This is a genomic window from Paenibacillus sp. J22R232, assembly GCF_056269165.1.
In genome coordinates, this window is sequence record NZ_JBWDNK010000004.1 from 447,838 (window position 1) to 472,209 (window position 24,372).

The 24,372-nt window shown below is 50.6% G+C and carries 21 protein-coding genes; all 21 read left to right on the forward strand.

Translation table 11 applies throughout. The features are described from left to right. Nucleotides 1-102: 102 nt before the first annotated feature. The 21 genes from atpG to AC0YN3_RS15990 all read left to right on the forward strand — a co-directional run bounded on the left by atpG (nucleotide 103) and on the right by AC0YN3_RS15990 (nucleotide 24,179). The gene (atpG, locus tag AC0YN3_RS15890) at nucleotides 103-963 is read left to right on the forward strand and encodes an ATP synthase F1 subunit gamma (RefSeq protein ID WP_183568252.1); all 861 of its coding nucleotides are present in this window, start codon (nucleotides 103-105) and stop codon (nucleotides 961-963) included. 78 nt (nucleotides 964-1,041) lie between these two features. Further along, entirely contained in the window at nucleotides 1,042-2,448 is a 1,407-nt protein-coding gene (gene atpD / locus AC0YN3_RS15895) for a F0F1 ATP synthase subunit beta (protein WP_183568255.1), read from the forward strand. Between the two features lie 21 nt (nucleotides 2,449-2,469). Further along, complete coding sequence (locus tag AC0YN3_RS15900; RefSeq protein WP_183568258.1) at nucleotides 2,470-2,871, forward strand: F0F1 ATP synthase subunit epsilon; 402 nt, start codon at nucleotides 2,470-2,472, stop codon at nucleotides 2,869-2,871. 256 nt (nucleotides 2,872-3,127) lie between these two features. Continuing rightward, on the forward strand, nucleotides 3,128-5,350 hold the full coding sequence (locus tag AC0YN3_RS15905) for a methyl-accepting chemotaxis protein (RefSeq protein WP_475775993.1): 2,223 nt from the start codon (nucleotides 3,128-3,130) through the stop codon (nucleotides 5,348-5,350). Between the two features lie 174 nt (nucleotides 5,351-5,524). After that, nucleotides 5,525-7,138, forward strand: coding sequence for a spore germination protein (locus AC0YN3_RS15910; protein ID WP_475775994.1), 1,614 nt, complete (start codon nucleotides 5,525-5,527; stop codon nucleotides 7,136-7,138). Continuing rightward, nucleotides 7,135-8,385: a Ger(x)C family spore germination protein gene (locus tag AC0YN3_RS15915; protein WP_475775995.1), complete on the forward strand. Its 1,251-nt coding sequence runs from the start codon at nucleotides 7,135-7,137 to the stop codon at nucleotides 8,383-8,385. The genes AC0YN3_RS15910 and AC0YN3_RS15915 overlap by 4 nt, the downstream gene beginning before the upstream one ends. A gap of 9 nt (nucleotides 8,386-8,394) precedes the next feature. Beyond that, a complete protein-coding gene (locus tag AC0YN3_RS15920; RefSeq protein ID WP_475775996.1) occupies nucleotides 8,395-8,637 on the forward strand; it encodes a hypothetical protein in 243 nt (80 codons plus the stop codon). A 5-nt stretch (nucleotides 8,638-8,642) separates the two neighbouring features. Then, complete coding sequence (locus AC0YN3_RS15925; protein ID WP_475775997.1) at nucleotides 8,643-9,866, forward strand: GerAB/ArcD/ProY family transporter; 1,224 nt, start codon at nucleotides 8,643-8,645, stop codon at nucleotides 9,864-9,866. Between the two features lie 98 nt (nucleotides 9,867-9,964). Next, a complete protein-coding gene (locus AC0YN3_RS15930; RefSeq protein WP_183568270.1) occupies nucleotides 9,965-10,336 on the forward strand; it encodes an NADH-quinone oxidoreductase subunit A in 372 nt (123 codons plus the stop codon). Continuing rightward, nucleotides 10,321-10,839: a NuoB/complex I 20 kDa subunit family protein gene (locus AC0YN3_RS15935; RefSeq protein WP_169084508.1), complete on the forward strand. Its 519-nt coding sequence runs from the start codon at nucleotides 10,321-10,323 to the stop codon at nucleotides 10,837-10,839. Before AC0YN3_RS15930 ends, AC0YN3_RS15935 begins: the two co-directional genes overlap by 16 nt. Further along, nucleotides 10,836-11,474, forward strand: coding sequence for an NADH-quinone oxidoreductase subunit C (locus AC0YN3_RS15940; RefSeq protein ID WP_475775998.1), 639 nt, complete (start codon nucleotides 10,836-10,838; stop codon nucleotides 11,472-11,474). The genes AC0YN3_RS15935 and AC0YN3_RS15940 overlap by 4 nt, the downstream gene beginning before the upstream one ends. A 6-nt stretch (nucleotides 11,475-11,480) precedes the next feature. Further along, the gene (locus tag AC0YN3_RS15945) at nucleotides 11,481-12,581 is read left to right on the forward strand and encodes an NADH-quinone oxidoreductase subunit D (RefSeq protein WP_475775999.1); all 1,101 of its coding nucleotides are present in this window, start codon (nucleotides 11,481-11,483) and stop codon (nucleotides 12,579-12,581) included. Beyond that, nucleotides 12,581-13,597, forward strand: coding sequence for an NADH-quinone oxidoreductase subunit NuoH (gene nuoH / locus AC0YN3_RS15950; RefSeq protein ID WP_475776000.1), 1,017 nt, complete (start codon nucleotides 12,581-12,583; stop codon nucleotides 13,595-13,597). Before AC0YN3_RS15945 ends, nuoH begins: the two co-directional genes overlap by 1 nt. A 16-nt stretch (nucleotides 13,598-13,613) precedes the next feature. After that, the gene (nuoI, locus tag AC0YN3_RS15955) at nucleotides 13,614-14,063 is read left to right on the forward strand and encodes an NADH-quinone oxidoreductase subunit NuoI (RefSeq protein ID WP_441945198.1); all 450 of its coding nucleotides are present in this window, start codon (nucleotides 13,614-13,616) and stop codon (nucleotides 14,061-14,063) included. Further along, nucleotides 14,064-14,579, forward strand: coding sequence for an NADH-quinone oxidoreductase subunit J (locus AC0YN3_RS15960; protein ID WP_475776001.1), 516 nt, complete (start codon nucleotides 14,064-14,066; stop codon nucleotides 14,577-14,579). Between the two features lie 4 nt (nucleotides 14,580-14,583). Beyond that, nucleotides 14,584-14,886: an NADH-quinone oxidoreductase subunit NuoK gene (gene nuoK, locus AC0YN3_RS15965; protein WP_475776002.1), complete on the forward strand. Its 303-nt coding sequence runs from the start codon at nucleotides 14,584-14,586 to the stop codon at nucleotides 14,884-14,886. Between the two features lie 8 nt (nucleotides 14,887-14,894). Continuing rightward, nucleotides 14,895-16,766: an NADH-quinone oxidoreductase subunit L gene (gene nuoL / locus AC0YN3_RS15970; protein ID WP_475776003.1), complete on the forward strand. Its 1,872-nt coding sequence runs from the start codon at nucleotides 14,895-14,897 to the stop codon at nucleotides 16,764-16,766. Beyond that, nucleotides 16,763-18,397 (forward strand): complex I subunit 4 family protein, encoded by a 1,635-nt coding sequence (locus AC0YN3_RS15975; RefSeq protein ID WP_475776004.1) that lies wholly within the window; start codon nucleotides 16,763-16,765, stop codon nucleotides 18,395-18,397. Before nuoL ends, AC0YN3_RS15975 begins: the two co-directional genes overlap by 4 nt. A 3-nt stretch (nucleotides 18,398-18,400) precedes the next feature. After that, a complete protein-coding gene (locus AC0YN3_RS15980; protein ID WP_475776005.1) occupies nucleotides 18,401-19,951 on the forward strand; it encodes an NADH-quinone oxidoreductase subunit N in 1,551 nt (516 codons plus the stop codon). A gap of 591 nt (nucleotides 19,952-20,542) precedes the next feature. Further along, nucleotides 20,543-23,776: a S8 family peptidase gene (locus tag AC0YN3_RS15985; protein WP_475776006.1), complete on the forward strand. Its 3,234-nt coding sequence runs from the start codon at nucleotides 20,543-20,545 to the stop codon at nucleotides 23,774-23,776. A 136-nt stretch (nucleotides 23,777-23,912) separates the two neighbouring features. Continuing rightward, nucleotides 23,913-24,179 carry a DUF1146 family protein gene (locus AC0YN3_RS15990; protein ID WP_475776007.1) on the forward strand — a complete coding sequence of 89 codons (267 nt, stop codon included), beginning with the start codon at nucleotides 23,913-23,915 and terminating at the stop codon, nucleotides 24,177-24,179. Nucleotides 24,180-24,372 lie beyond the last annotated feature (193 nt).

Consider the following 24,372-nt stretch of genomic DNA (forward strand, 5'->3'; position numbering starts at 1 on the left):
ATAGCCGATGCCCGTTCGCTTTAGTCCGGGCTTAGGCTGCTCTTACTCCACCAACACCAGGCTTTGGAGCAGGTCCAAAGCAACAAAGGCGGGTGAAACCAAATGGCAAAAGGTATGCGCGATATTAAACGCGAAATCAAGAGTAAACAAAACACGAAGCAGATCACCAAAGCGATGGAGATGGTTGCCGCTTCCAGGCTGAGAAGAGCTCAGGAGGCTGCGCAGGCAGCTCGTCCTTATGCTGAGAAGCTTAAGGAAGTTGTAGCAAGTATCGCTGCCGGCACCAAGGATGTGAAGCATCCGATGCTGGAGAACAGACCGGTCAAGAAAACGGGTTATCTCGTGATTACGTCCGATCGTGGTCTAGCAGGCGGTTACAATGCGAATATTCTTCGCAAAGTAACGCAAACCATTCGTGAGAATCATAAATCAAGCGATGAATACGTGCTGTTCGTGATTGGACGGAAAGGCCGTGATTATTTCCGTCGTCGCAACATGCCGATCGTTGAGGAAGTTATCGGCTTGCCGGACGCTCCGACTTTCGCTGATATTAAGTCGGTTGCTTATTCCGCAGTGAAAAACTTCTCAGAGGGCTCTTACGATGAGCTATACCTCTACTACAACGAATTCGTTAATGCAATTACGCAAATCCCGACAGCCGTTCGTTTGCTGCCTCTTGAAGAAGTGGGCGGGAATACGGCTGTAACATCGTACGAATACGAGCCATCACCGGAAGGCGTACTTGAAGTGCTGCTTCCTAAATACGCGGAAACGCTTATTTACAGTGCAGTTCTGGACGGCAAAGCGAGTGAGTTCGGCGCGCGTATGACAGCCATGGGAAGCGCAACGAAAAATGCATCGAAAATCATTAACCAATTGACGCTCACTTACAATAGAGCGCGTCAAGCTGCGATTACGCAGGAAATTTCTGAAATCGTTGCAGGGGCAAATGCCCAATCTTAATATAGGCTCTGCATGGGCCAGTCGCTTGCGATAAGCTGACCGGCATGCAGTAACAAGAAGGAACCAGGAGGGAAAACCATGAAAAAAGGACATGTTGTATCCGTCATGGGTCCGGTCGTAGACTTAGAGTTCGAACGCGGCAATTTGCCGGAAATTTTGAACGCTGTCAAAATCGAGCAAAAGGGCGAAGCAGGCGGCATTGATATTAACTTGACGCTTGAAGTTGCCGTTCACCTCGGTGACAATAAGGTACGTGCCGTAGCTATGAGTACGACAGACGGTCTTGTACGCGGTATGATCGCTGTGGATACTGGCGCAGCTATTACGATTCCCGTTGGCGCGCCAACACTTGGCCGTGTATTTAACGTACTTGGCCAACCAATCGATGAAGCTGGCGATGTGACTTCAAGCATCAATCTTCCGATTCACCGTCCGGCACCTGCTTTCGACGAATTGTCCACGCAAGCGGAAATTCTTGAAACAGGAATTAAAGTAATCGATCTTCTTGCACCATACGCAAAAGGCGGTAAAATCGGTCTTTTCGGCGGCGCGGGCGTTGGTAAAACGGTTACGATCCAAGAGCTTATCAATAACATCGCGCAAGAGCACGGCGGTATCTCCGTATTCGCAGGCGTAGGTGAGCGTACTCGTGAAGGTAATGACCTTTACCACGAGATGAAGGATTCCGGCGTACTAAGCAAAACAGCAATGGTATTCGGTCAAATGAATGAGCCGCCAGGCGCGCGTCAACGCGTTGCTTTGACTGGTTTGACAATGGCTGAGTATTTCCGTGACGAAGAAGGAAAAGACGTACTATTGTTCGTCGATAACATCTTCCGTTTCACGCAAGCAGGCTCCGAGGTTTCGGCCCTTCTAGGCCGTATGCCTTCCGCGGTAGGTTACCAGCCAACGCTGGCAACTGAAATGGGTCAACTGCAAGAGCGTATCACGTCTACGAAAAAAGGTTCGGTTACTTCGATCCAAGCGATCTATGTACCTGCCGATGACTATACGGATCCGGCTCCTGCTACGACGTTTGCCCACTTGGACGCAACGACGAACTTGGAGCGTAAAATCTCCGAGATGGGTATCTTCCCAGCGGTTGATCCACTTGCCTCGTCTTCGCGTATCCTTAGCCCGTCTGTACTGGGCGAAGAGCATTACAACGTTGCTCAAGGCGTTAAGAAAATCCTTCAACGCTACAAAGAGCTTCAAGATATTATCGCAATCCTTGGTATGGATGAGCTTAGCGAGGAAGATAAATTGACCGTGTCTCGCGCACGTAAAATTCAGCTTTTCCTATCTCAGCCGTTCCACGTTGCGGAGCCGTTTACAGGTACGAAAGGTAAATACGTTCCTGTCAAAGAATCCGTTCGCAGCTTTAAAGAAATTCTCGAGGGCAAACATGACGACCTTCCGGAAGAAGCTTTCCGATATGTTGGTGTGATTGAAGAAGCCGTGGAGAAAGCCAAAACGCTAGTATAGCGAAAGGCGGGAGGAATCCACATGAGTTCTTTTTTGGTAGAGATCGTAACACCAGAGCGTAAGGTGTATGCAGAGACAGCGAACATGGTTAGCGTAACAGGGGTGGAAGGCGAGCTTGGCATACTGCCAAACCACATTCCACTAGTAACGCCGCTTCGTATCGCTCCTGTTACCATCAAACGTGATAACAATAAGGTTGATGTTATAGCGGTTAACGGAGGCTTTATCGAGGTACGCAGGGATAAGATCGTTATTCTTGCTGAGAGCGCAGAGCTTGCGACCGACATTAACATTGAACGTGCTGAAGCCGCTAAACAGCGTGCCCAGCAGCGTCTTTCTGCTAAACAGGATCAGGTTGATTTCCGTCGTGCGGAGCTTGCTTTGCAGCGTGCAATGAACCGTCTGAACATTAAGCATAAATAGGCGTGCAAGACTAAAGCATCATTCACACCCTCATGGGCGTGAATGATGCTTTTTTTATTGGGTAAGGAAGTCCACGTATAGCCAAACTTGATGTTAGATTCTCTCTAATATTCGTGTTTTCGCGTAGAAATGATGTTATATATCCAAGAACAACGGTTATTTCGACAAAAACTCTAATATTTTGTATGAATTTCCCTATATTATATGTTAATATAGTTAACATTAGAAACGATAGAGTTAGCAGGGGGAGAGTCATATGTTTGACTGGTTAGGTATGAAGGTAGGATTTCCGCTCTGGGTATCTTGGCAATTGAACAAACAGCTGAAAACGGACGTCGAGCATAGCTTTGAAGGCATTGCCGAGACGCGAAAAGAGCTGCTCACCACATGGGCGGCCGATTATTGGACCCATTTGGACCGATTAAGCGAGCAAATGACAGCGGTGCTCAGTCAATCCGAGGAATCTACTACATCTACAGTACAGTCACAAATAGAAAGATTATTTGAACGAACATATGCTAGAGCAATTGACTTCACTGAGCTATTCTTCCTAGATGAAAAACATACGGTAGTCAGTTCGACCTATAACGCTCATATCGGTATTGCCTATCCGTTAGAAAGCTATCTACAGCAAGGGCTTGCCTACACCAAAGAAACGAGCATTCCGCGGAAATGCTTGTTCGGTCCGTTCAGTGATCCGATTACGTTAAAGCTGGGAGCGCGTTCGTCTTCGTTTCATGACAAGATGACCTTAATGTTTTTGGTGCCGATTGTATTAAACGGAAAAAATGCAGGTACTTTATGTGGTCGTGTTCCCAACGATGTGCTTGGTGACTTGATTCAAAGGGAATCCGGGCATGTGTATCCCGATTCCGGAGATAACTATTTATTTATGGCGAAGGCTGGTTTGAACACGCAGATTGCACCGGGCACGGCCCTTTCGCGGAGCCGTTTCGAGGATCGTACCTTTACCCACGGAGAAAACCTGAAGGACGGGGTAACGACCGACTGGGGCGTGGTCTCCATTAAAGAGCACACGGAGCTCGAGATTGTATTTACCGATCCGGCAACCGGACAGTTGCACCCGGGGGTAGCGAATACCATTCGCAACGGCAATAATCTATTTGTAGAGTTTCCGGGATATTCAGACTATAGGCATATCTCCGTTATTGGCAAAGGCGTGACTTTCCAGCTTCCATATTGTCCAGACCAATGGGGAATGATGTGCGAGGGCGATTTGGAAGAGGTCTACCGGATCCGAAGCGTTGGTTGGAGACAACGTAAGCTTCAGCTTATCTCGATTGCCAGCTTAAGCATAATGACAGCGCTGTTAATCGTATTCATTGCAGCAAGCGCTCCCGTATGGGTGACAGCTGCGGCAGCTGGTATTTTTAATCTTCTATTCGGCTTAATTTATAGCGGAGTGTTCCAGAAGAAAGAATCAGAGCGAGTCGTATCGCATTTGCGCCGAATCAATCGCTTTATCCGCATCAATGCGGAAGGAAAAGGCGACTTAACGCAGCGGCTGACGTTGAATGAATTCGATAATGACGAGTCGAAGGAATTAGCGAAATGGATTAATAATATGATCGACTCATTAGAGGGCATCATGCTGCAAGTGAGACTTGCTTCCTCCGACGTACTATCCAGCCAGCATGTGCTGAATGAATCGGCAGCAGTGACCTCGGCGTCAACCGAACGTGTAAGCGGGAAGGTAACGGACATGATCGGCAGCATCAGGCTGCAGCTTAAGGATATCGACATGGCCAAGGATGCGGCAGGCGACATGCGCACAACGTTGAACCAGCTCGAAGAACAAGCTGCGGAGCAGATAGCCGTTGCTAAATCCGAGGTTGACCGAATTGGCGAGAAGATGCATCATATCTCCCTCAAGGTGGGGGAGTCGAACCAAACGATTCATAAATTTATGGATACCGTCCAGGAGATTCAAGGCGTGCTGCATGTAATCGAAGAAATATCGGCGCAAACGAATCTGCTTGCCCTCAACGCTTCTATTGAAGCTGCAAGAGTTGGCGAGCAAGGACGAGGCTTCGCGGTGGTAGCTTCGGAAATCCGCAAGCTTGCCGATATGACCAAGAAATCGACGGAAGAAGTACATGTCATTACCCGCCATATTTATGACGAAGCCAAGCAGGCCTATGCATCTATGGACGAGGGAACAAGAGTGGTCGAGGAAGGCAACCAGCTCGTTGCCGCCGCAGCGAATACATTGTCGAATGCGCACGCTGAGGATTTGCGGAAAACGCAAGTCGTGGATGAGGTTGTTCAGCTGATGGAGAAGATCGCACTCGTCAGCAGAGAAAACCGCAAGGTTTCCTCCGATGTGGAGAGCAAGGTGCAGGAGCTTATTTGCGAAATGACAAATGTTCGGCAAACCTCGCAAAGCGTGGAGTCGATTACGACGCTTCTGCAGCAATTGGTCGGTCAATTTAAACTCACGGAATCAAGAATTCGATAGCTTGGAATCAATGAAAGCTGCATGCAGCCGTTTAGATACGGGGGCATGCGGCTTTTTGGCGTGTAGGCGGATAAGAGGATACGCTCAAAGGATTTGAATGCCCAATACATAATTATGCCATGGAATAGTTATCCTAAGACGGCATGCTATGAATGAACGGAAGGAGAGGGGCATATGTTCGGACCAGGCTCGCAAGGCAAAAGCAAAGCAGGGAAAAAGGCGACGAAAAGCTCGCCTCGTGCAGAGAAGCATGAGAAGGAGCAGCTTGATCCTTATGAGAACAAGCCTCTCTCGCTATCGATATCGGAAAATATGGAAAACATTAAAACGGAGCTGGGAGAAAGCCAAGATATTATCTTCCGCGAGCTGACTCTTGTGGATCGAAACCAAACAAAAGCACTCATCGTGTACGTGCAGGGCATGGTTGACGATGAACGATTGGATGAATTCATTATTCAGCCATTGCACAGAGAGCGGTTTCCGCTCGATGAGCTGGTAGAGCCTAAAGAACTGCTGGCAGTGATCAAGGCTAACATTTTATCCACTGGCATCGTGACGGATATTTGCGATTGGAAGCTTTTATTCCAGAAGCTGTTCATGGGCTACGGCATTTTATTCGTCGAGGGCTCGGATCAAGCCGTTGGCGCTAATGTCATTGGCGGAGCTAGAAGAGGCATTGAGGAACCAAAAACGGAGATGGCGATCCGCGGCCCAAGGGAGGGATTCACGGAATCCATTCGGACGAATACGTCCTTGCTTCGGAGGAAAATACGGAGCCCAAAGCTCTGGATGGAGCAGTGGACAATCGGGGATATTTCGCAAACACCGGTTAGCATTATGTACGTGAAAGGATTAGCTGACGAGAATGTACTTAAAGATTTGCGTGAGCGGCTGGAGTCGATACGCATCGACGGTATTTTGGAGTCCGGTTATATTGAAGAATTGATCGCCGATCAGAAATGGTCACCGTTCCCAACCATATTAAGCAATGAGCGTCCAGATGCGGTTGCCGGGAATTTGCTTGAGGGCAGAATTGCGATCTTGGTTGATGGGACACCGTTTGTTCTTGTTGTACCGGCCATATTAAATATGTTTTTTCAAGCATCCGAGGATTATTACCAGCGGTTCGATATTGCGACCTTTTTGAGAATGCTGCGATTTGTGTCATTTTTGATTGCACTGCTAATGCCGTCGGTATATGTCGCAATCGTAGGCTATCATCAGGAAATGATTCCGACACAGCTGCTGTTGAAGCTGGCCGCCCAAAGGGAAGGCGTACCGTTTCCGGCATATCTGGAAGCATTTATTATGGAATTTGTATTTGAAATCCTGCGAGAAGCAGTCGTTCGAATGCCTAGCGCCGCCGGGAACACGATCTCTATCGTAGGCGGTTTAGTTATCGGTCAATCCGTGGTGGAGGCGGGCATCGTCTCGCCTGCAGTCGTTATCGTCGTTTCTTTCACCGCGATTGCCAGCTTCGTCTCGCCTACTTACAGCTTGGGGATTGCAGCACGGCTATTGCGTTTTATTCTCCTGCTAGCAGCTTCCACATTGGGCTTTTACGGAATAGGACTTGTCGTGCTGCTGCTCATTTTGCATCTAAGCAATATTAGGTCATTCGGAATGCCGTATATTAAACCCTTTGCGCCATTCTTTCTTAAGGATATGAAGGATACGCTAGTTCGTGCGCCATTGTGGTTGATGCGGGAAAGGCCGCAGAAGCTCGGCAATCAGAATACGGTAAGGCAGGATATTGAGCCGGAGCTTAGAAAGGAGCCAGAACAATGAGCCGCACACAAGACCGCAAGCGTCCAAATAAGCTACGTATATTATGGCGCAAAGCTTGTCTTGTGTGGACTGCGTGTATGCTCATTATGTTAAGCGGCTGCTGGGACCTGCGGTATTTGGACAAGCTGGGCGTGGTGCTCGCGCTTGGAGTAGATGATGATCCGAGCGGCAAGCAGAAGCTGCAGTTGACCGTGCAGGTGGTTCTTCCCCAAAACGTCGCTGCCGAAAGCAAGGGCGGCTTAGGAGGCACGGCAGTAACCAGCTTTACCGAAACGGGAGATACGATATTTGAGGCCATTCGGAAAATGACGGCAAAAACATCGAGAAGGCTCTTTTTCTCGCATACACAGATGCTTGTAATCGGGGAGTCAATGGCGAGAAAGGGGATATTTCCGTTAGTTGACCTGATTGAAAGAAACCCGGATATACGAACCGATATATCCGTCATCATTACCCGGGGAATGAAGGCGGAGCAGTTGCTGCAGCTGACCACCCAACTGGAACCGATTCCCATTAACCAAATTCATGAAATGATTGAAGTGAATCAGGCTGCGTATGGGACCAATTTCGGAGTAAAGGTCAAGGAGCTGACGAGAATGAGAGGCGAAGGAAAACAGCAATCGGTTCTCCCCTCCATTCGGATCGAGGGTGATAAAGCGATCGGCCATTCGAATGAGAATGTGAATAGCATCCCGCCTGCTGCGATTCCTGTGCTGTCAACGATGGCTGTGTTTCGCGAAGGCAAATTGGTTGACTTTTTAAAGCCTAAGGAGTCAAGAGGGCTGTCATGGCTTCATCACAAAATCAAAAGCACGGTAGTTAAGCTGTCCTGTCCGGACTCCGAGGGTAAGCTGATCGTCGAGGTGCAGGATTCAGCAATCAAATATAAGGTCAAACGCGATGAAGAAGGGCTTCCTATCGTCAAGGTGAACGTCCGGATAACGGGAAGCATTCAAGAAATCATGTGCCCGAATGTCGATGTGGGTAATGAAAAGGTATTGAATGAGATTGGCACGATGACGAGTCTCGCCGTGAAGGATGAAATAGAAGAGACCATTAACAGGCTGCAGAAGAAGCTTCGCATCGATGCGCTTGGGTGGGGAAAGATCATCTATTTGCAGCAGCCGAGCATTTGGAAGCGAATGGGAAAGGATTGGGAAGCCCAATTTCCTTCTGTGAAAAGTGAAATTGAGTGCAATACGACCATACTTGGCTCGGGAATTCGTGGAGAATCTATTGTGAAGTGAGTGATCAGCATGCTGGAGCCAATCATTCTGGTGTTGTTCTCTATTGCTACGGGCACTATTATCTGGAGGCATAATGGGGAAAATGGACGTTTTCGCGAAAGAGGCTGGTCTTTGTTTGTATTAGCCGTTGGCGCTTTGTTTGGCTTGTCTGTGCTGCTGAATATGCCCATTCCAAATCCGACTGATTGGATCTCGGCTATACTGGCGCCCATCTATAAACCGATCTTAGCATGGATTGAGGAAGGAATGTAACGGATATGAGTAAATTTGCGGGGATGAACAATGCGGAAATTACGTCCGGGCAAGCAGCCAAAATATTGTTGTTGTTTGCTCTTGGCAGCGCCGCTTTAATATTGCCATCTGCTGTTACGGCAATCGCCAAGCAGGACGGCTGGCTGTCTATGTTGATAGCAGGTCCGTTTAATTATTTCATCTTGATCGTATATCTGGCATTGGCTGACCGTTTTCCGAATTTGTCTCTCGCGCAGTATGCCGAAAAAATCGTAGGGAAATGGGGCGGTAAAGCGCTCACGCTTATATATATTTTATTTTTTCTCCTATTAAGCGCGCTAGTGCTTCGCAACATTTCAGACTTTATGAGCCTTTCAGTCTTGCCGTTGACGCCGGAATGGTTCATCGACAGCACGTTTATGCTGGTCGTTATTTATGGCGTATTCCTCGGTATTGAGACGATCGCGCGAACGGGGGAGATTTTGTTTGGCTGGGGTATGCTGGTCATCGTCATTATCATCTTTTCGCTGTTCAACCAGTTCAGCTTTCAAAATTTCGAACCCGTATTATATGAAGGTATCCTTAGGCCGCTTAAAGGGGTATATCCGATATTAGGCTTTCCGATCGGAGAGTTTGTGTTCATTACTGCTATCCTTCCGTTAGTGCGGAAGCAGGACCGTAAAAAGCTAAGAAAATCGTTAAAAATATCAGCTTTGCTTATCACGCTATTGAGCGTTTTGATTACGGTGTTCCTAGTTGGGGTAATGGGAGTGGACGAGACGAGCCGCAGTCCGTTCGCTGTCTACGATATGGCGAAAAACATCAATATTGAAGAAATATTGGTTCGTGTCGAAATATTGGTTGCTATGGTGTGGATCGGAACCGTTTTTATGAAGCTCGCCTTATGCGTATACGTTTTGGCAGTGCTAACGGCTCAAATGCTGAATTTATCTACCTATCGAACGCTGATCGTTCCGTATGCGTTTATTATCGTTCCGCTCTCCTTAATCGCGTACCGCAACGTCGCGCATTCCAGAGTTTTTGCCATGGGCGTGTGGACGGTATACAGTCTCTTTCATGGCTTTCTCCTGCCCTTCTTGCTTCTTATGATAGCGGTGGTGAGGAAACAAAGGGACAGCGGCGACGGAAGCTTCCGGAAATTAAAGCCGCAGAAATCCCAGGATGCTCGGCAGTCCGACATGACAAATGAGAAGATCGGAACGCCCGACCAGGAGCCGGCAAAGGCGTAACTCCGTCATAGACGTCAGTGGAAGCATTTGTTATAATTGTGAGGAAAATTGACCAAGCGGCAACGGTCCGTACCTAACGAATTGACGGAGGCGATTGTGTGGAAAACTACGCCAATAACTATGTCGTCGTGGCTGTTTTTATCGTGCTTGGCATCTTGCTGCCAGTCGTTGCATTGACTGTAGGCAGACTGCTTCGGCCGAATAAGCCGAATGCGCTCAAGCAAACCACCTATGAAAGCGGCAATGAGCCCGTAGGTGAGGGACAGGTCCGTTTCAACATCCGCTATTACTTATTCGCTCTAATGTTTGTCATCTTTGATGTGGAAACCGTTTTCTTATACCCGTGGGCCGTTGCATATAATAAGCTCGGCTTATTTGTGCTAGTCGAAATGTTGATTTTTGCGGGAATGCTTCTGATTGGTCTTCTATATGCCTGGAAAAAGAAGGTGCTGAAATGGAATTCAGTTTAGAGTCAATTTCAATAGAGGAACGCAAAGAACTGGAACGCAATGTATTCATGGGAACCTTGGAGCAGCTGAAAGCATGGGCAAGAAGCAATTCGCTATGGCCTCTAACCTTCGGGCTGGCTTGCTGCGCAATTGAGATGATGGGAACTGGGGCGTCGCATTACGATTTGGATCGCTTCGGCGTCATGTTCCGCACTTCGCCTAGGCAGTCGGACGTCATGATCGTGGCAGGCACCGTGACCAAAAAGATGGGCCCTCTGCTTAGAAGATTGTACGACCAAATGCCTGAGCCCAAATGGGTGATAGCGATGGGCTCATGCGCGACGGCCGGTGGGCCTTATATTAAATCCTACTCGGTTATAAAAGGCGTGGATCAAATCGTTCCGGTGGACGTGTACATACCGGGCTGCCCGCCGAATCCTGCTGCGCTAATATACGGGATCAATAAGCTTCAGGAAAAAATCCGGTACGAGGCGAAAACCGGGAAGCGGGTGACCGGACGATGAGCGAGGAGCAAGGCAAGGACGGGGAAAAGCCCGTCGATGCGGGGCGGGAAGCGAAGCTGAAGGCTGCGGCAGAAGCGCGCGCTGCAAGGGCAGCCGCGAAGGAAAAAGCGGAAGCTGGGGCCGGGGAAGCGGCGCCAGAAGTGCCGAAGCCGCCTTCCCCAAGGCAGCCGGAGCTGGATGGGCTTGCTGCCTTGTTGAAGAGCGAGGTTGCGGAAGCCGCGGTTGAGGACGCATATTTGAATGAATTGAACGGCGATATGCCTGTCTTGATCATAAATAATAGCTATTGGCGTGAAGTATCGAGGCTGTTGAAGGAGCATGGCGAGCTGCAGTTCAATTACCTTCGCAATGTATCCGGGGTAGACTATGAGACGCATATGGAGGTTGTGTATCATCTGTTGTCCTTGGTTACCAAGCGAGAGGCAGCGGTCAAAATCAAGACTGAACGGGATGCAGCAGCCGTGTTCTCCGCGACGCCGGTATGGGCAACGGCCAATTGGAACGAGCGTGAAATCTATGACCTGCTTGGGATCGATTTCCCAGGCCATCCGGATATGCGGCGGATCATGATGCCTGACGATTGGGTAGGGCATCCGCTGCGCAAAGATTACGAACCGATAGACCCGGAGGTGTAGGCAGCCTTGATCCGAACAGAAGAACTGCTCCTAAACGTAGGACCCCAGCATCCGAGCACGCATGGGGTATTCCGTATTATCGTCAAGCTTGACGGTGAAGTGATAACGGAGGCGACGCCCGTAATGGGCTATTTGCACCGGGGTACGGAGAAGATTGCAGAAAACTTGAATTTTACGCAAATTATCCCTTATACGGACCGCATGGATTACGTCTCCGCCATGACGAATAATTATGTGCTCGTGCATGCGGTTGAGACGATGATGGGGCTCGAAGTGCCTCAGCGCGCGGAATATCTTAGGCTAGTCGTCATGGAGCTTCAGCGCGTAGCGAGCCATTTGGTATGGTGGGGAACCTATTTGCTTGATATCGGAGCAATGAGCCCATTTCTATATGCTTTCCGTGATCGGGAAATCATTATTGATCTATTCAACGAGCTATGCGGTGCCCGGCTGACGTATAACTATATGAGGGTCGGCGGGGTCAAGTGGGATGCGCCTCCTGGCTGGCTGGATAAAGTACGTGCCTTTATTCCGTATATGGAGAATAAGCTCCAGGAGTACGACAAGCTTGTAAGCGGAAACGAGATTTTTCTTGCGCGTATCAAAGGAGTCGGGGCATACGATGCCAAGACCGCCATAGATTATGGGCTTACAGGAGCTAATCTGCGTTGTACCGGCGTTGATTTCGATATTCGCAAGGCTGAGCCGTACAGCCTCTATTCCAAATTCGAGTTCGACGTACCGCTCGGCAAAACAGGAGACTGCCACGATCGTTACCGTTTGCGGCTGGAGGAGATTCGTCAAAGCTTGCGCATTCTAAAGCAGGCTATGGAACAGTTCCCAGTAGGCGGGGATACGATGGGGAAGGTTCCCCGCGTGCTTCGTCCGCCAGCGGGCGAGGTGTATGTGAGAATCGAGTCGCCGCGCGGCGAAATCGGTTGCCATATCGTTTCCAAAGGCAAAGCTGAGCCTTACCGGCTCAAGTTCAGGCGGCCCTCCTTCGTGAATTTGCAAATATTGCCGAAGCTGCTTGTAGGAGAGACCATGACGAACCTCATCACGATATTAGGCGGCATTGATATTGTCGTCGGGGAGGTCGATTGCTGATGCAGTCTTGGCTTAACCAGCCGCTAACATGGGGGAGCACGCTCGTACTGTTCCTGTGGGCAGTCGTTTTCCTGTTCATCGTATTGGGGTTTGTCACCTATGCCATCTATTTCGAGCGAAAAGTAATCGGCTGGATGCAGCTGCGAATCGGTCCCAATCGCGTTGGGCCGTTCGGAATGCTGCAGACAGTTGCGGATATCTTCAAGCTGCTCATTAAGGAAGATACCATCCCGCGCAAAGCTGACCGCGCGCTGTTCGTTCTTGCGCCTGTACTGGCCTACATCCCCGCCTTTTCCGTGCTTGCCGTACTGCCCTATACGCAAAATCTATACTTCGCGGACTTGAATGTAGGGCTGCTCTACTACGTCGCATTGTCAGGCATTTCGACGCTGGCGATCGTGCTCGGCGGCTGGGCGTCCAATAACAAGTACGCGCTGCTTGGGGGTATGCGTTCAGCGGCGCAAATGATAAGCTATGAAGTACCGCTCGTCATTTCGGTTGTCGGCGTTATTCTGCTGAGCGGCAGCTTGAATCTGCGTGATATCGTGGCTGCGCAGAGCGGAGGCTGGTTCTGGGATTGGAATTTCATTCCTCAGATTATTGGCTTCATTATCTTTATCATTGCGGCGGTATCGGAGCTGAATCGTACGCCCTTCGACTTGCCCGAAGCGGAGTCGGAGCTTGTGGCAGGCTATCATGTGGAATACAGCGGTTTTCGCTTCGCGTTTTTCATGCTTTCCGAGTATGTATACGTGTATGCGATTGCGGCGTTAACCACTGTGCTATTCCTGGGCGGCTGGCATGCGCCTGCTCCTTTTCTTAATTTCGTGCCGGGCATCATTTGGTTTTTGCTCAAGTTTGCGTTTATCGTGTTTTTTCTGTTCTGGATTCGTGCCACGCTGCCGAGAATTCGCGTAGATCAGCTGATGGGGCTTGGCTGGAAGGTATTGCTGCCTATATCCCTGCTCAATGTATTTTTGACAGCCATTTATTTGGAATTGTTTATTAAGAACTAGCAAAGGGGAGAAGGAAATGAAAGGAATGCTGCAAGGACTGGGCGTAACGCTCAAATCGATGACGGCTCCAAAAGTGACCACTTCCTATCCTGACATGCCGTTTGTCATGCCGGACCGCTTTCGCGGTATCCAGCATTTTATACCGGAGCTATGCATCGTGTGCAACCAATGCGCACGTATTTGCCCAACGGATTGCATTACGCTGACAGGCAAGCCGAATCCCGATCCTGACAAAAAAGGCAAGGTCATCGATACGTTCGATATTAATTTTGAGATTTGTATTTTATGCGATCTATGCACGGAGGTTTGTCCGACGGAAGCCATTGTCATGTCCAACCATTTTGAGCTGGCGACATTCAGCCGCGATGACTTGTTTAAGGATGCGCAGTGGCTCACCGACAACAATACGCTTACCCGGCAGGATAACAACAATATCGGAGCGCCGGCCAAAGGGGGCGCGAAGTAGTTGTTCAACATAGCTTTTACGGGCGAATTTGCTGCTTTTTTTGTCTTCTCGGCGATCATGATTTGCGGAGCCGTGCTGATGATAAGCTTGGATAAGGTTGTCCATATGGTTATTTCTATGGCAGCGGTGTTTCTCGGGCTGGCGGGAATGTTCGTACTGCTCGAAGCGGAATTCGTTGCCTTCGTGCAGGTGCTGATTTATGCAGGGGCTGTGTCGATCCTCATGATATTCGGCATCATGATGACGAAGCACCATGCTGGCGAGCCCGAGCCTGCAAAGCCGCTTCATCAAACGCTAGCGGCGATTGCCGCGCTCAGCCTGTTCGGCGTGTTGTTTTATGCGATACGTACGACTACATTTCCGGAGCCGGCAGCGTTCCAGCAAAGCGAAGACAATACGATGGCAATGGGGGAGCTATTATATACGGGGTATGTTATCCCCTTCGAGCTTCTATCGGTGCTCTTGACGGTTGCATTCATTGGAGCGATCGTACTTGCCAAAAAGGAGGCGGATTGAAAGCATGCTATCCTCCTATTTAACGATGGCGGCGATTTTATTCTGTATTGGGCTATACGGCGCTTTAGTGAAACGAAACGCTGTGGTGGTCCTTCTCTCGCTCGAGCTTATGCTGAACGCGGTGAACTTGAATTTAGTTGCCTTCTCGAAGTATGGCGTTGTCCCTTCCTTGACGGGGCAAATATTCTCGTTGTTCACGATCACGGTTGCAGCAGCCGAAGCGGCTATTGGCGTAGCCATACTGATTGCATTGTTCCGCATGCGGGGAACGGTTAATGTCGACGAATTTGACAAAATGAGGAGGTAGCGCAGCGAATGGATAAATTCACACAAACGGCATGGCTCATCCCGCTGTTTCCGCTGATAGCTTTCCTCGTTTTGACGGCGCTCGGCCGGAGCTATCGGCGTGCCGGGGTAATAATCGGCTCGGCAGGTTCGCTTGCTGCCTTTGCGTACTCCTTATTCATATTGGTAGATCGGCTAGCGAACAGCCCATTGGATTACAACAAATCCTTTGAGTGGCTTGCCATCGGGAGTTACTCGCTTCGGATTGGATTCGAGATTACGAATCTTACTTCATTGATGCTGTCGGTCGTTACGTTTATCAGCTTCCTCGTTCAGCTATATTCGGCCGGCTATATGAAGAATGATGAGCGGATTACGGTGTTTTATGGTTATGTTTCTTTATTCACCTTCTCGATGCTTGGTCTGGTGCTGTCCGATAATCTTTTGTCGCTTTATATTTTCTGGGAGCTGGTCGGTGTATGCTCGTTCCTGCTCATCGGCTTTTGGTTTACGCTGCCGAGGGCACGCGCAGCGGCCAAAAAAGCTTTTATCGTAACGCGGATTGGTGATGTCGGCCTGCTGCTCGCTATTCTGCTGCTGTTCTGGTACATGCCGGAGCATGCACTGGATTTCACGACGATCCAGAGCGTTTTCGACGGGCAGTCGGGCGCCATTACGAACGGGATTACAACGCTTATTGCTTTGCTTATATTTGTAGGCGCCATCGGTAAATCAGGTCAATTTCCGCTCCATGTTTGGCTCCCTGACGCGATGGAAGGGCCGACGCCGATCAGTGCGCTGATCCATGCGGCAACCATGGTTGCGGCAGGCGTATTTCTTATTGCCCGAACATTTGATATTTTCCAGGATTCAGCCGCGGCGATGGAGACGATCGCTTATGTGGGCGGATTCACCGCTATATTTGCCGCGACGGTCGCGTTGGCTCAAAATGATCTGAAACGAATCCTTGCCTATTCGACCGTGAGTCAGCTTGGCTATATGATGATGGCGCTTGGTTTAGGCTCTCTAACCGGCGGGATTTTTCATTTATTCACGCACGCCTTCTTCAAAGCCCTTTTGTTTCTGGGAGCGGGAAGCGTCATTCACGCCGTACATACTCAGAACATCAACGAAATGGGTGGATTAAGCTCGAAAATGCGCGTGACGACATGGACCTTTGCGATCGGAGCTTTGGCGCTGTCCGGGATTCCGCCGTTTTCCGGCTTCTGGTCAAAGGATGTAATCCTGACTGTTGCTTGGGAAACCAATCCGCTTCTATTCGTTGTCGGGTTGGCGACTGCTTTCTTCACGGCTCTTTATATGTCCCGTCTATTCATTCTTGTATTTAGAGGGAGGCCAAGCGCAGCTTCAGCCGGCGCCCAAGAATCACCGGCTGTGATGACGCTCCCCTTGATCGTGCTTGCCGTATTCGCTGCTGCTTCCGGGTTTATCGAGACACCGTGGAACGGCTGGTTCGGCAAGTGGCTTACGGACGGACCGGAGGAAGCGCATGCCAGCGGCGCTGCTATCGTTGGCTCTATAGTGGTAGGCCTGCTCGGCATATACATGGGCTGGCTAATGTATGGCAAAAAAAGCTTCAGCCTTGCAGCACGGCAAGAGAAAAAGCCGTGGTTTGTCAACATGCTGGAGCGAGGCTGGTATATTGATGAAATATACGCTGCCTTGTTTGTAAAACCTCTAAAGCTGCTTAGCTTAATGCTCCTTGCATTCGATACCTATGTTGTAGGCGGAGCTGTCCGTCTTGCCGGAGCTGCCGCCGGCACAGCCGGCCGTACGGCAGCGCGGCTGCAGAACGGCCAAGCGCAAACCTATGGCTTAGCAGCCATAATCGGATTTGTTATTATTGTGGTAGCTATCGTTGGAAGGAGGTTCCTGCCATGAGCATCCTGAACGATATTCCGATCTTGTCGTTTATTTTATTCTCGCCCCTGCTAGGCGTAATCGTGCTGCTGGCGCTCCCGCAGCATCGAAGCAATTGGATGAAGAAGACGGTCGTTATCGCTACGCTAATCCCTCTTTTTCTTTCGTTCTGGCTGTACGCGGAGTACGATAAGCAGCAAGGCGGAGCGGCATTCGATGAGCAGCAGAGCTGGGCGGATATTCCGCTGAACAAGGAAACGCAGACGAGCGGGCTTTCCGAATTCAAGTTTTCGTTCCAATACGAGCTAGGCGTGGACGGTTTGTCCATACCGCTGCTGCTGCTGACAACGCTTGTCTCGGCAATGGCGTCGCTTGCGGCGGTTCAAGTCAAAAAAAGATGGAAGTCGTTTTTTATATGGTTTCTACTGCTGGAGATGGGAATACTCGGCGTGTTCCTGGCGCGCGACCTCTTTTTGTTTTTTATTTTATTCGAGATTACGCTTATAGCGATGTATTTCTTAATCGGAATTTGGGGCTACTTTAATCGCGAACGGGCGGCCAACCAATTTTTGATCTACAATGGAATCGGCTCGGCTATTATGCTGATAGCATTCGTTATTCTCGTTAATACCGCCGGCTTCCGTATCGACCAGATCGGAGACCAGGTTAGCTTTATATACAGCGGAAGCTACACGGACATATTCAGCAACTTGTCGAATCCGGAAGCATGGGTGAACCTTGCTCCCGAGCAGATCGGCACAATCAATCCGTTTCTGATGTCGGATACGATGCAGTGGACGCTGTTCATTATGCTACTCGTAGCGTTCGGCATTAAGCTGCCGATTTTCCCTTTCCATACGTGGATGCTTAAGGTGCATACGGAAGCACCGACCTCCATCGTTATGATCCATTCTGGCTTGCTGCTTAAGATGGGGGCATACGGCCTACTGCGGTATGGCCTGCTGCTTTTCCCGGAGCAGGCGCGCGCTTTCGCGATTCCGCTTGCGGTGTTCGGAGTCATTAACCTGTTGTACGGGGCATTGCTTGCCTTGCGGCAGCGGGAGCTAAAGCTTGTCCTGGCTTATTCTTCGATCAGCCATATGGGAATTGTCCTTCTGGGCTTGGCTGCGATGAACGAGCTTGGCTTGCAGGGTGCAGTCTTTCAGCTTGTCTCGCATGGCCTTGTGTCCGCGCTGCTGTTCTTGATCGTAGGCAGCATTTACGAGCGAACGGGAACGACCGAGCTTGGAGAGCTAGGCGGCTTAGCCCGCTCGATGCCGTTCATTAGCGGGGTTTTGCTTACGGCAGGTCTCGCATCACTCGGCTTGCCGGGCTTATCCGGATTCGTTGGCGAGTTTCTCTCCCTGCTGGGGCTGTTCGAGACTCAGCGGTGGCTGACTGCGGCAGCTGCTCTCGGCATTATTCTGACCGCTGTTTATATGCTGCGAGCGGTATTGAAAATGACATTCGGACCGCAGCGGGACGACTATGCCGCCCTTAAGGACGCGAGGCTCATCGAAGCGATCCCGATGATTGTGCTGCTGGCGTTCATTCTGCTGCTCGGCTGCTTCCCATCGGTACTGACGGATACGGTACAGCTTGGCATGGATGGCCTGCTCGATCAATTACTTGCAACTAGGGCGGGGGGTTAGATCATGTACGAAGGCGTTTCATTCGTGCCGCTAACGTGGACGGATATGCTCTATCTTGCCCCGGAATTTTTGCTGGCGGCGGTGTTCATTATACTTGTCCTTCTTGATTTGCTGCTGCCAAATCGGATAACGCGGCAGTCAATAGGCTGGTTAACGCTTGCCGGAATTGCTGCTTCGCTGCTGCTCGTGCTTCTGCGCATGCTGGACATGAACGAGGGCGGCGTTTCGAGCGAAGCGATCAGGCTGCTTGCCAACAGCTATCGGATCGATGATTTCTCTAGCCTGCTGAAGATTGTGTTTTTAACGGGAACGGGGCTCATCGTACTGCTTGCGCTTGGTTCTGTCCGGGATGACGAAGCCATTACGGACCGGGCAGAATATTATTATATGCTGCTGCCGGCGCTCATCGGGGCTATGATGATGGCTTCGTCGGGAAATTTGGTGACGCTGTATATCGGATTGGAGCTTCTTAGCTTGACGAGCTACGTGCTGGTGGGCATGAGAAGAAAATCCGGCTTATCGGCAGAAGCTGCGTTCAAGTACGTCATAACCGGAGGAATATCCTCCGCCATGATATTGTTCGGCATGTCGTACCTGTACGGAATAACAGGCGCTGTCGATCTCGGAAGCATTGCAGCGGCATTGCCAGCCGCCCTTGTTGACTTCAAGGCGCTTGCCTATGTCGGCTTCTTCTTCATGATCGCCGGCTTCGGCATTAAAATTGCGGCTGCTCCGTTTCATGCCTGGGCGCCGGACGTATACCAAGGAGCACCGACTCCAATATCCGCGTTTCTAGCTGTTATCGCCAAAGGCGCGGCGCTCGCGGCTGTGTTTAGAATCTTTTACAGTACGCTACTAACGCTGCAAGACGAGAACGCCATTGTATCCAAGGACATCTGGCTTGCGATTCTAGTACTGGCTGCTGCGGCAATGCTAGTCGGTGCAACGGCTGCGCTCGGACAGAAGAATACAAAACGCCTGCTTGCGCTTTCGGGTGTAGCGAATGCGGGATATATGCTCGTTCCTATCGGTATTTCGCTGTCGGTCGTCCATAGCAGTAATTTTTCCGAATTCGTCTATTATTTAATCGCCTACTTGTTTATGACGATAGGAGCGTTTGCTGTCGTCAGCACGGTAAGCCGTTCCTCCGGAAACGAGGAGCTTAAAAGCTTCGCGGGAATGTATTACCGTGCTCCTTGGACTGCGGCGGCTATGGTTGTGTTTGTTTTATCGCTCTCGGGCTTACCCATTTCAGGCGGATTTTTCGGCAAGCTGTTTATTCTGCTGGGGGCCGCGAACGCAAAGGCGTATTGGCTGGTCGGGGTTATCGTCCTTAGCAGCGTAATCTCTTATTATTTCTACTTCGGATTTGTGCGGCAGATGTTCATGCGGAGCGGCAGCGAGCAAGGTGAGATTCGGATTTCGATCGAAACGGGGATCGTCATTTGGTTATGCGCGGCGGCGACGCTTGCGCTCGGCTTGTTTCCCGGCCCCGTTATGGAATGGATCAACGCGGTTTTCTCGCTGCAAAGCGATTTGATGATTAACGGTTAGCGATAGGGGCAAGCTAAGCAGCTTGCCGCCGCATCGCTGCTAGGGTTAGGGGTTGCTCAAGCGGTCATGGATTTGGTGCCGCGGGCAACCCCTTTTTTAAATATATAGACTATAAACGTTTCACGCGATAACGTATTCTTCTATTTCAATGAGAAACGGATACCCTCCTCTTGCAGAGGATGGCGAATATAGATGGGACTAGATCGGCATCCGGTAGTTGAATCAAGAGTCATGCAAATATGGAATGAAACAGGATGAATAATTGATAGGCCTGCGCATAAACTGTACAGTTTGTTTGGCTAACCGGCTGCAATGGTCGATTATTTATAGGCATAGCCAATTGCGATTGCGATTGTTTCATTCACAATTGATATGGGTAATGAGCAGCAGGGGAGGAATGGTTCATTTCAATAGTCTTTGGGACGTGAGGAACATTCATAACTGGCCATTATTCTAGTACATATTTACCGGGAAATAATAAAAGGAGCCGGATATCGCCCCTATTGGATATGTGGCAGCATGGAAGTTGTAGGTCTTTTGTCCTTTTGTCCATTGGCAACAAGGGATTCGTTAGCCTGAAAGAGAATTGTAATGAGTGGCATTTATCGATTGAAAGTAGGAACTACCCATAACGGATCCGATATGCAAAGGCAGAATGTGATGATTAAACGAATAGAACGCAATCATGCTTCAAAGCTGGAGGCAGCAGAAGATGCGGGGCCGAAGGCAGCTGGAAATGCGGACCTGAAGGCAGCAGAAGAGGCTGGAGTGAGGGCAGCTGGGACTGCGGGGCTTGAGGCGCGGGCACTAGCTGCCCTTGCCGAAGCCAAGCGCCTGCGCAAGCATGCAGGCGCCCTAAAGGGCACGCTCGCCGCGCGCAGCCTGCTCCGCCAGGCGCTGCTCGCGCTGCTGCTCGGGAGCGTCACCCTCGGGGGCATAGCCCCCGCAGGGCTCGCTCCCGGAGCGGCGCCTGCGGCGCTCGCCGCCGCCGCTAGCGCGGCTGGCAAGGGCATCGAGCAGCCGCAAAGCTGGCTGCTCAAATGGCGCAGCCCCGCGCATAGCTCTGAGCTGCGCGGGACACAGGTGCTCCGCCGCCAGAATGAGGCGGCGGTCATGCTGATACGTCCGGCCGACAAGGACGCGGACGTACAGGAATGGCTCCGCCGGCTGCAGAGCCTGCCGGGCGTGGAATATGTGCACCCGAACGGCTCGGTGCACATGCTCTCGATGCCGGCTGATGAAGGAGACGCCGGCGCTCCCTTCCCTGAAGCGGAGCAGCCAGCGGATGCGGCAGCTGATCCATCGGCGAGGGCCGCAGCGGCAGCTGCATCCCCTGCCGCATCGCTGGCTGCGATTGATCCTGAGCTGCCCAAGCAGCTATATCTCGGCCAGATCGGCGCGAAGAAGGCGTGGGAAACGGTGCGTGAGCAGCGGGAGCTGACGATCGCGATCGTGGATACCGGCGTAGATCTTAACCATCCTGATTTAGTCGATAATCTCGTTCCAGGCGCAAATTTAGTAGAACCGGGCGAGCCGCCTGAGGACGATAACGGGCATGGCACAAGCGTTGCTGGCGTTATCGCAGCCGAAGGCAATAACGGAATCGGAGTTGCGGGCATCCTTTGGAGAGCCAAAATCATGCCGATAAAAGCATTGGACCACCGTGGAGACGGTACGGAGCAGGAGCTTGGCGAGGCGATATTGTATGCGGTACGCGCAGGCGCCAAGATTGTCGTGCTGTCAGTCGGCTTGCATCGTTATTCGCCATACATGCTTGATATTGTGCAGTATGCGGAGAGCAAAAACGTGCTGCTTGTGGCAGCGGCAGGCAATGACGGCGTTGCGATGGGCGAGAGGGCCGCGGTGAAATATCCGGCTGCTTACCCCACCGTGCTCGCGGTAGGCGGCGTAAAAACGAACAACGTCGTAGATGCCAGATCCAATCGCGGTACCGAGCTCGATCTCGTTGCCCCTTGGCATGTATATACCACGGCGGTAGGCGGCTCGTATAAGAAAGAGGAAGGAACGTCAATGGCGGCTCCGCAAGCAGCCGCTGCTGCTGCGCTCATATGGGCGCGCTACAAGACGCTAAAGCCTTATCAGGTTCGAGAGCTGCTGCGGCAAACGTCCAAGGATATCGGCGCGGCCGGAGCAGACAGCTCCTCGGGCTATGGCCTGCTGCAGATTGATCAAGCTGTCAGCGCCGCGCTCCAGACCGATCGGTTCGAGCCGAACGAGAGCCAAAAGACGGCTGCGAGGTTTCCGCTTGGCACGCAGATTTCCGGTTTGCTGAGCGGAACCGCGGATCATGATTGGTACCGGATCGACACGCCGTATGACGGGAAGCTTACGCTTCAGTACGAGGGTTTGGTAGCCAGCGGCAAGATCGTACCGCCGGTTCGGATCAGTCAGTATACGAACGGCGCTCGGCAGAGCACGAATGACACGAAGCTGGCTAATCGCACCATCGAGTTTGATGTAAAGAAAGGGCAGCATCTGATTCATCTGGAGCTTATTAACCAAAATAACGGCGAAAAGCTGCCATATCTGCTCACGTCGACCTTTACCATGAAGCCGGACGATTACGAGCAAAACGATAAATCGTACGAAGCTTCGACGCTGCAGCCTCGATCCCAGACGATTACGGGCAGCTTTCATCAGCTGGCGGATCGGGATTGGTTTGCCGTAACCTTCTCGCAAAGCGGCAAGCTGAGCCTTTCTCTCAGCACGAATACGGCGAGAATAGATCCGGGTCTTGCTCTGCAGAAGGCCGGTCAGCAGCTAATGGTATACGATGACGAATCTGAAGGGGAGACCGAGAAGTCTCCAGTCATAACGGTGGCACCTGGAAAATATTATGTTCGTGTTCATAATGCGATCTCTTCCGAAGCGAGCCCGACACTCGGCACTTATACGCTTCGTATGGATTATACGCCCAAATACGACGATCCGAATGAACCGAACGATAAGTCCTATGAAGCGTTTATGATTAATCCAGGCACGGAATATTTAGGCGTTATCAGCAGCAGCTCCGACGTGGATTGGTTTCAATACCGCGTTGCGGCACCCAGTATGATTGGCTTTGCCGTATCAGGGGTTCCCGTTGATATTAATTTGAAGCTGCAGCTGTTCGACAAACGTATGAAACAGATAGCGGCGGCAAGCTCCGGCAAACTTGGCAAGCTTCAGACGAGCGAGCAGCTGCTGCAGCCCGGCGTTTATTACGCTAAGCTTCAAGCGGATGCACCCTTCGACAAGCAGTATTACCGGTTGAAGCTGCAGGCCGATGAGCTGATAGCTGGTTTTAAGGATATCAAAGGGCATTGGGCGCAAAATGAAATCGTGGCGATGAGCAAGCAAGGCATCATTAACGGAACGGGCAACAATCGTTTTGAGCCGAAACGGGCGATAACGCGGGCAGAGGCTGTCGCCATGGTCGTGAAAGCTTACAAGCCAATTTCGACGGGGTCGGTGAATTCAAAACGGTTTACAGATGTGCCGGCTAATCATTGGGCATATGCCGCTATTACGGGCGCTGTCGGCCAAGGCTGGATAAAAGGCTTCCCAGGCGGCTCGTTCAAGCCAGACCAGCCCATTACCCGGGCAGAAATGGCGCTAATTATCGGTTATGCCGATGGCGTAAAGCCGCGGCTGCCGATAGCAGATCCGTTTATTGACGTATCCAGAACGCATTGGTCTGCTCCCATGTTGTTTGCGATGAAGGTGAGCGGCCAGCTCGAAGGCGTGAATTCAGGCAGCTTCAAGCCAAAGCAGCAAGCAAGCCGTGCCGACTTCACCGTACTCCTGCATCGCGTGATGACCTAAAATTTGCATAAAACAATTGGGCTTCTCTATTCGTTTGAAGGATAGGCGGCAAACATCGGAAAAATCATTTCTTTTTATTTTCAGTTGTAAGCGCAGGTTGCCTTTAACCCTTGAGAAGGGAAGCCGGGGAGGCAGTATGAACGTAGACAATGAGTTGTATAGAAGCGTACAAACCTACACGGGCATGACGGGATTGTTTTCCATCGTCATTGTCATTCTCAGCATCATATTCGTATGGTTTGTCGTACAGGAGATAAAGTGGGAAACCTTTTTCAAGTTTCCGCGCAGTCCGAAAGCCCGAATGTTTCAAGTGCTGGTAGCGATCATAATGGGCCATTTATTGGCGAAATTCATTCTGGAATATTGGGGCTATACCGTGCTTCTCAAAAGCTTTGTCGAATAACAAAAGCGAAACATGTCAACAATGGGTAATACATGACGGACTCAAAAAACGAAAAGCGCACGAATAGATATGAATTAGGGCCTTATTGAATTGAAAAACGAAAATCCGAGCTCCAAAATAAGCCTTTTCTGTTGAAAAAGATCGTTTAATGCCGAGGGAAGCGCGTACAAAAAATGTTAAAAATTTAAACCTT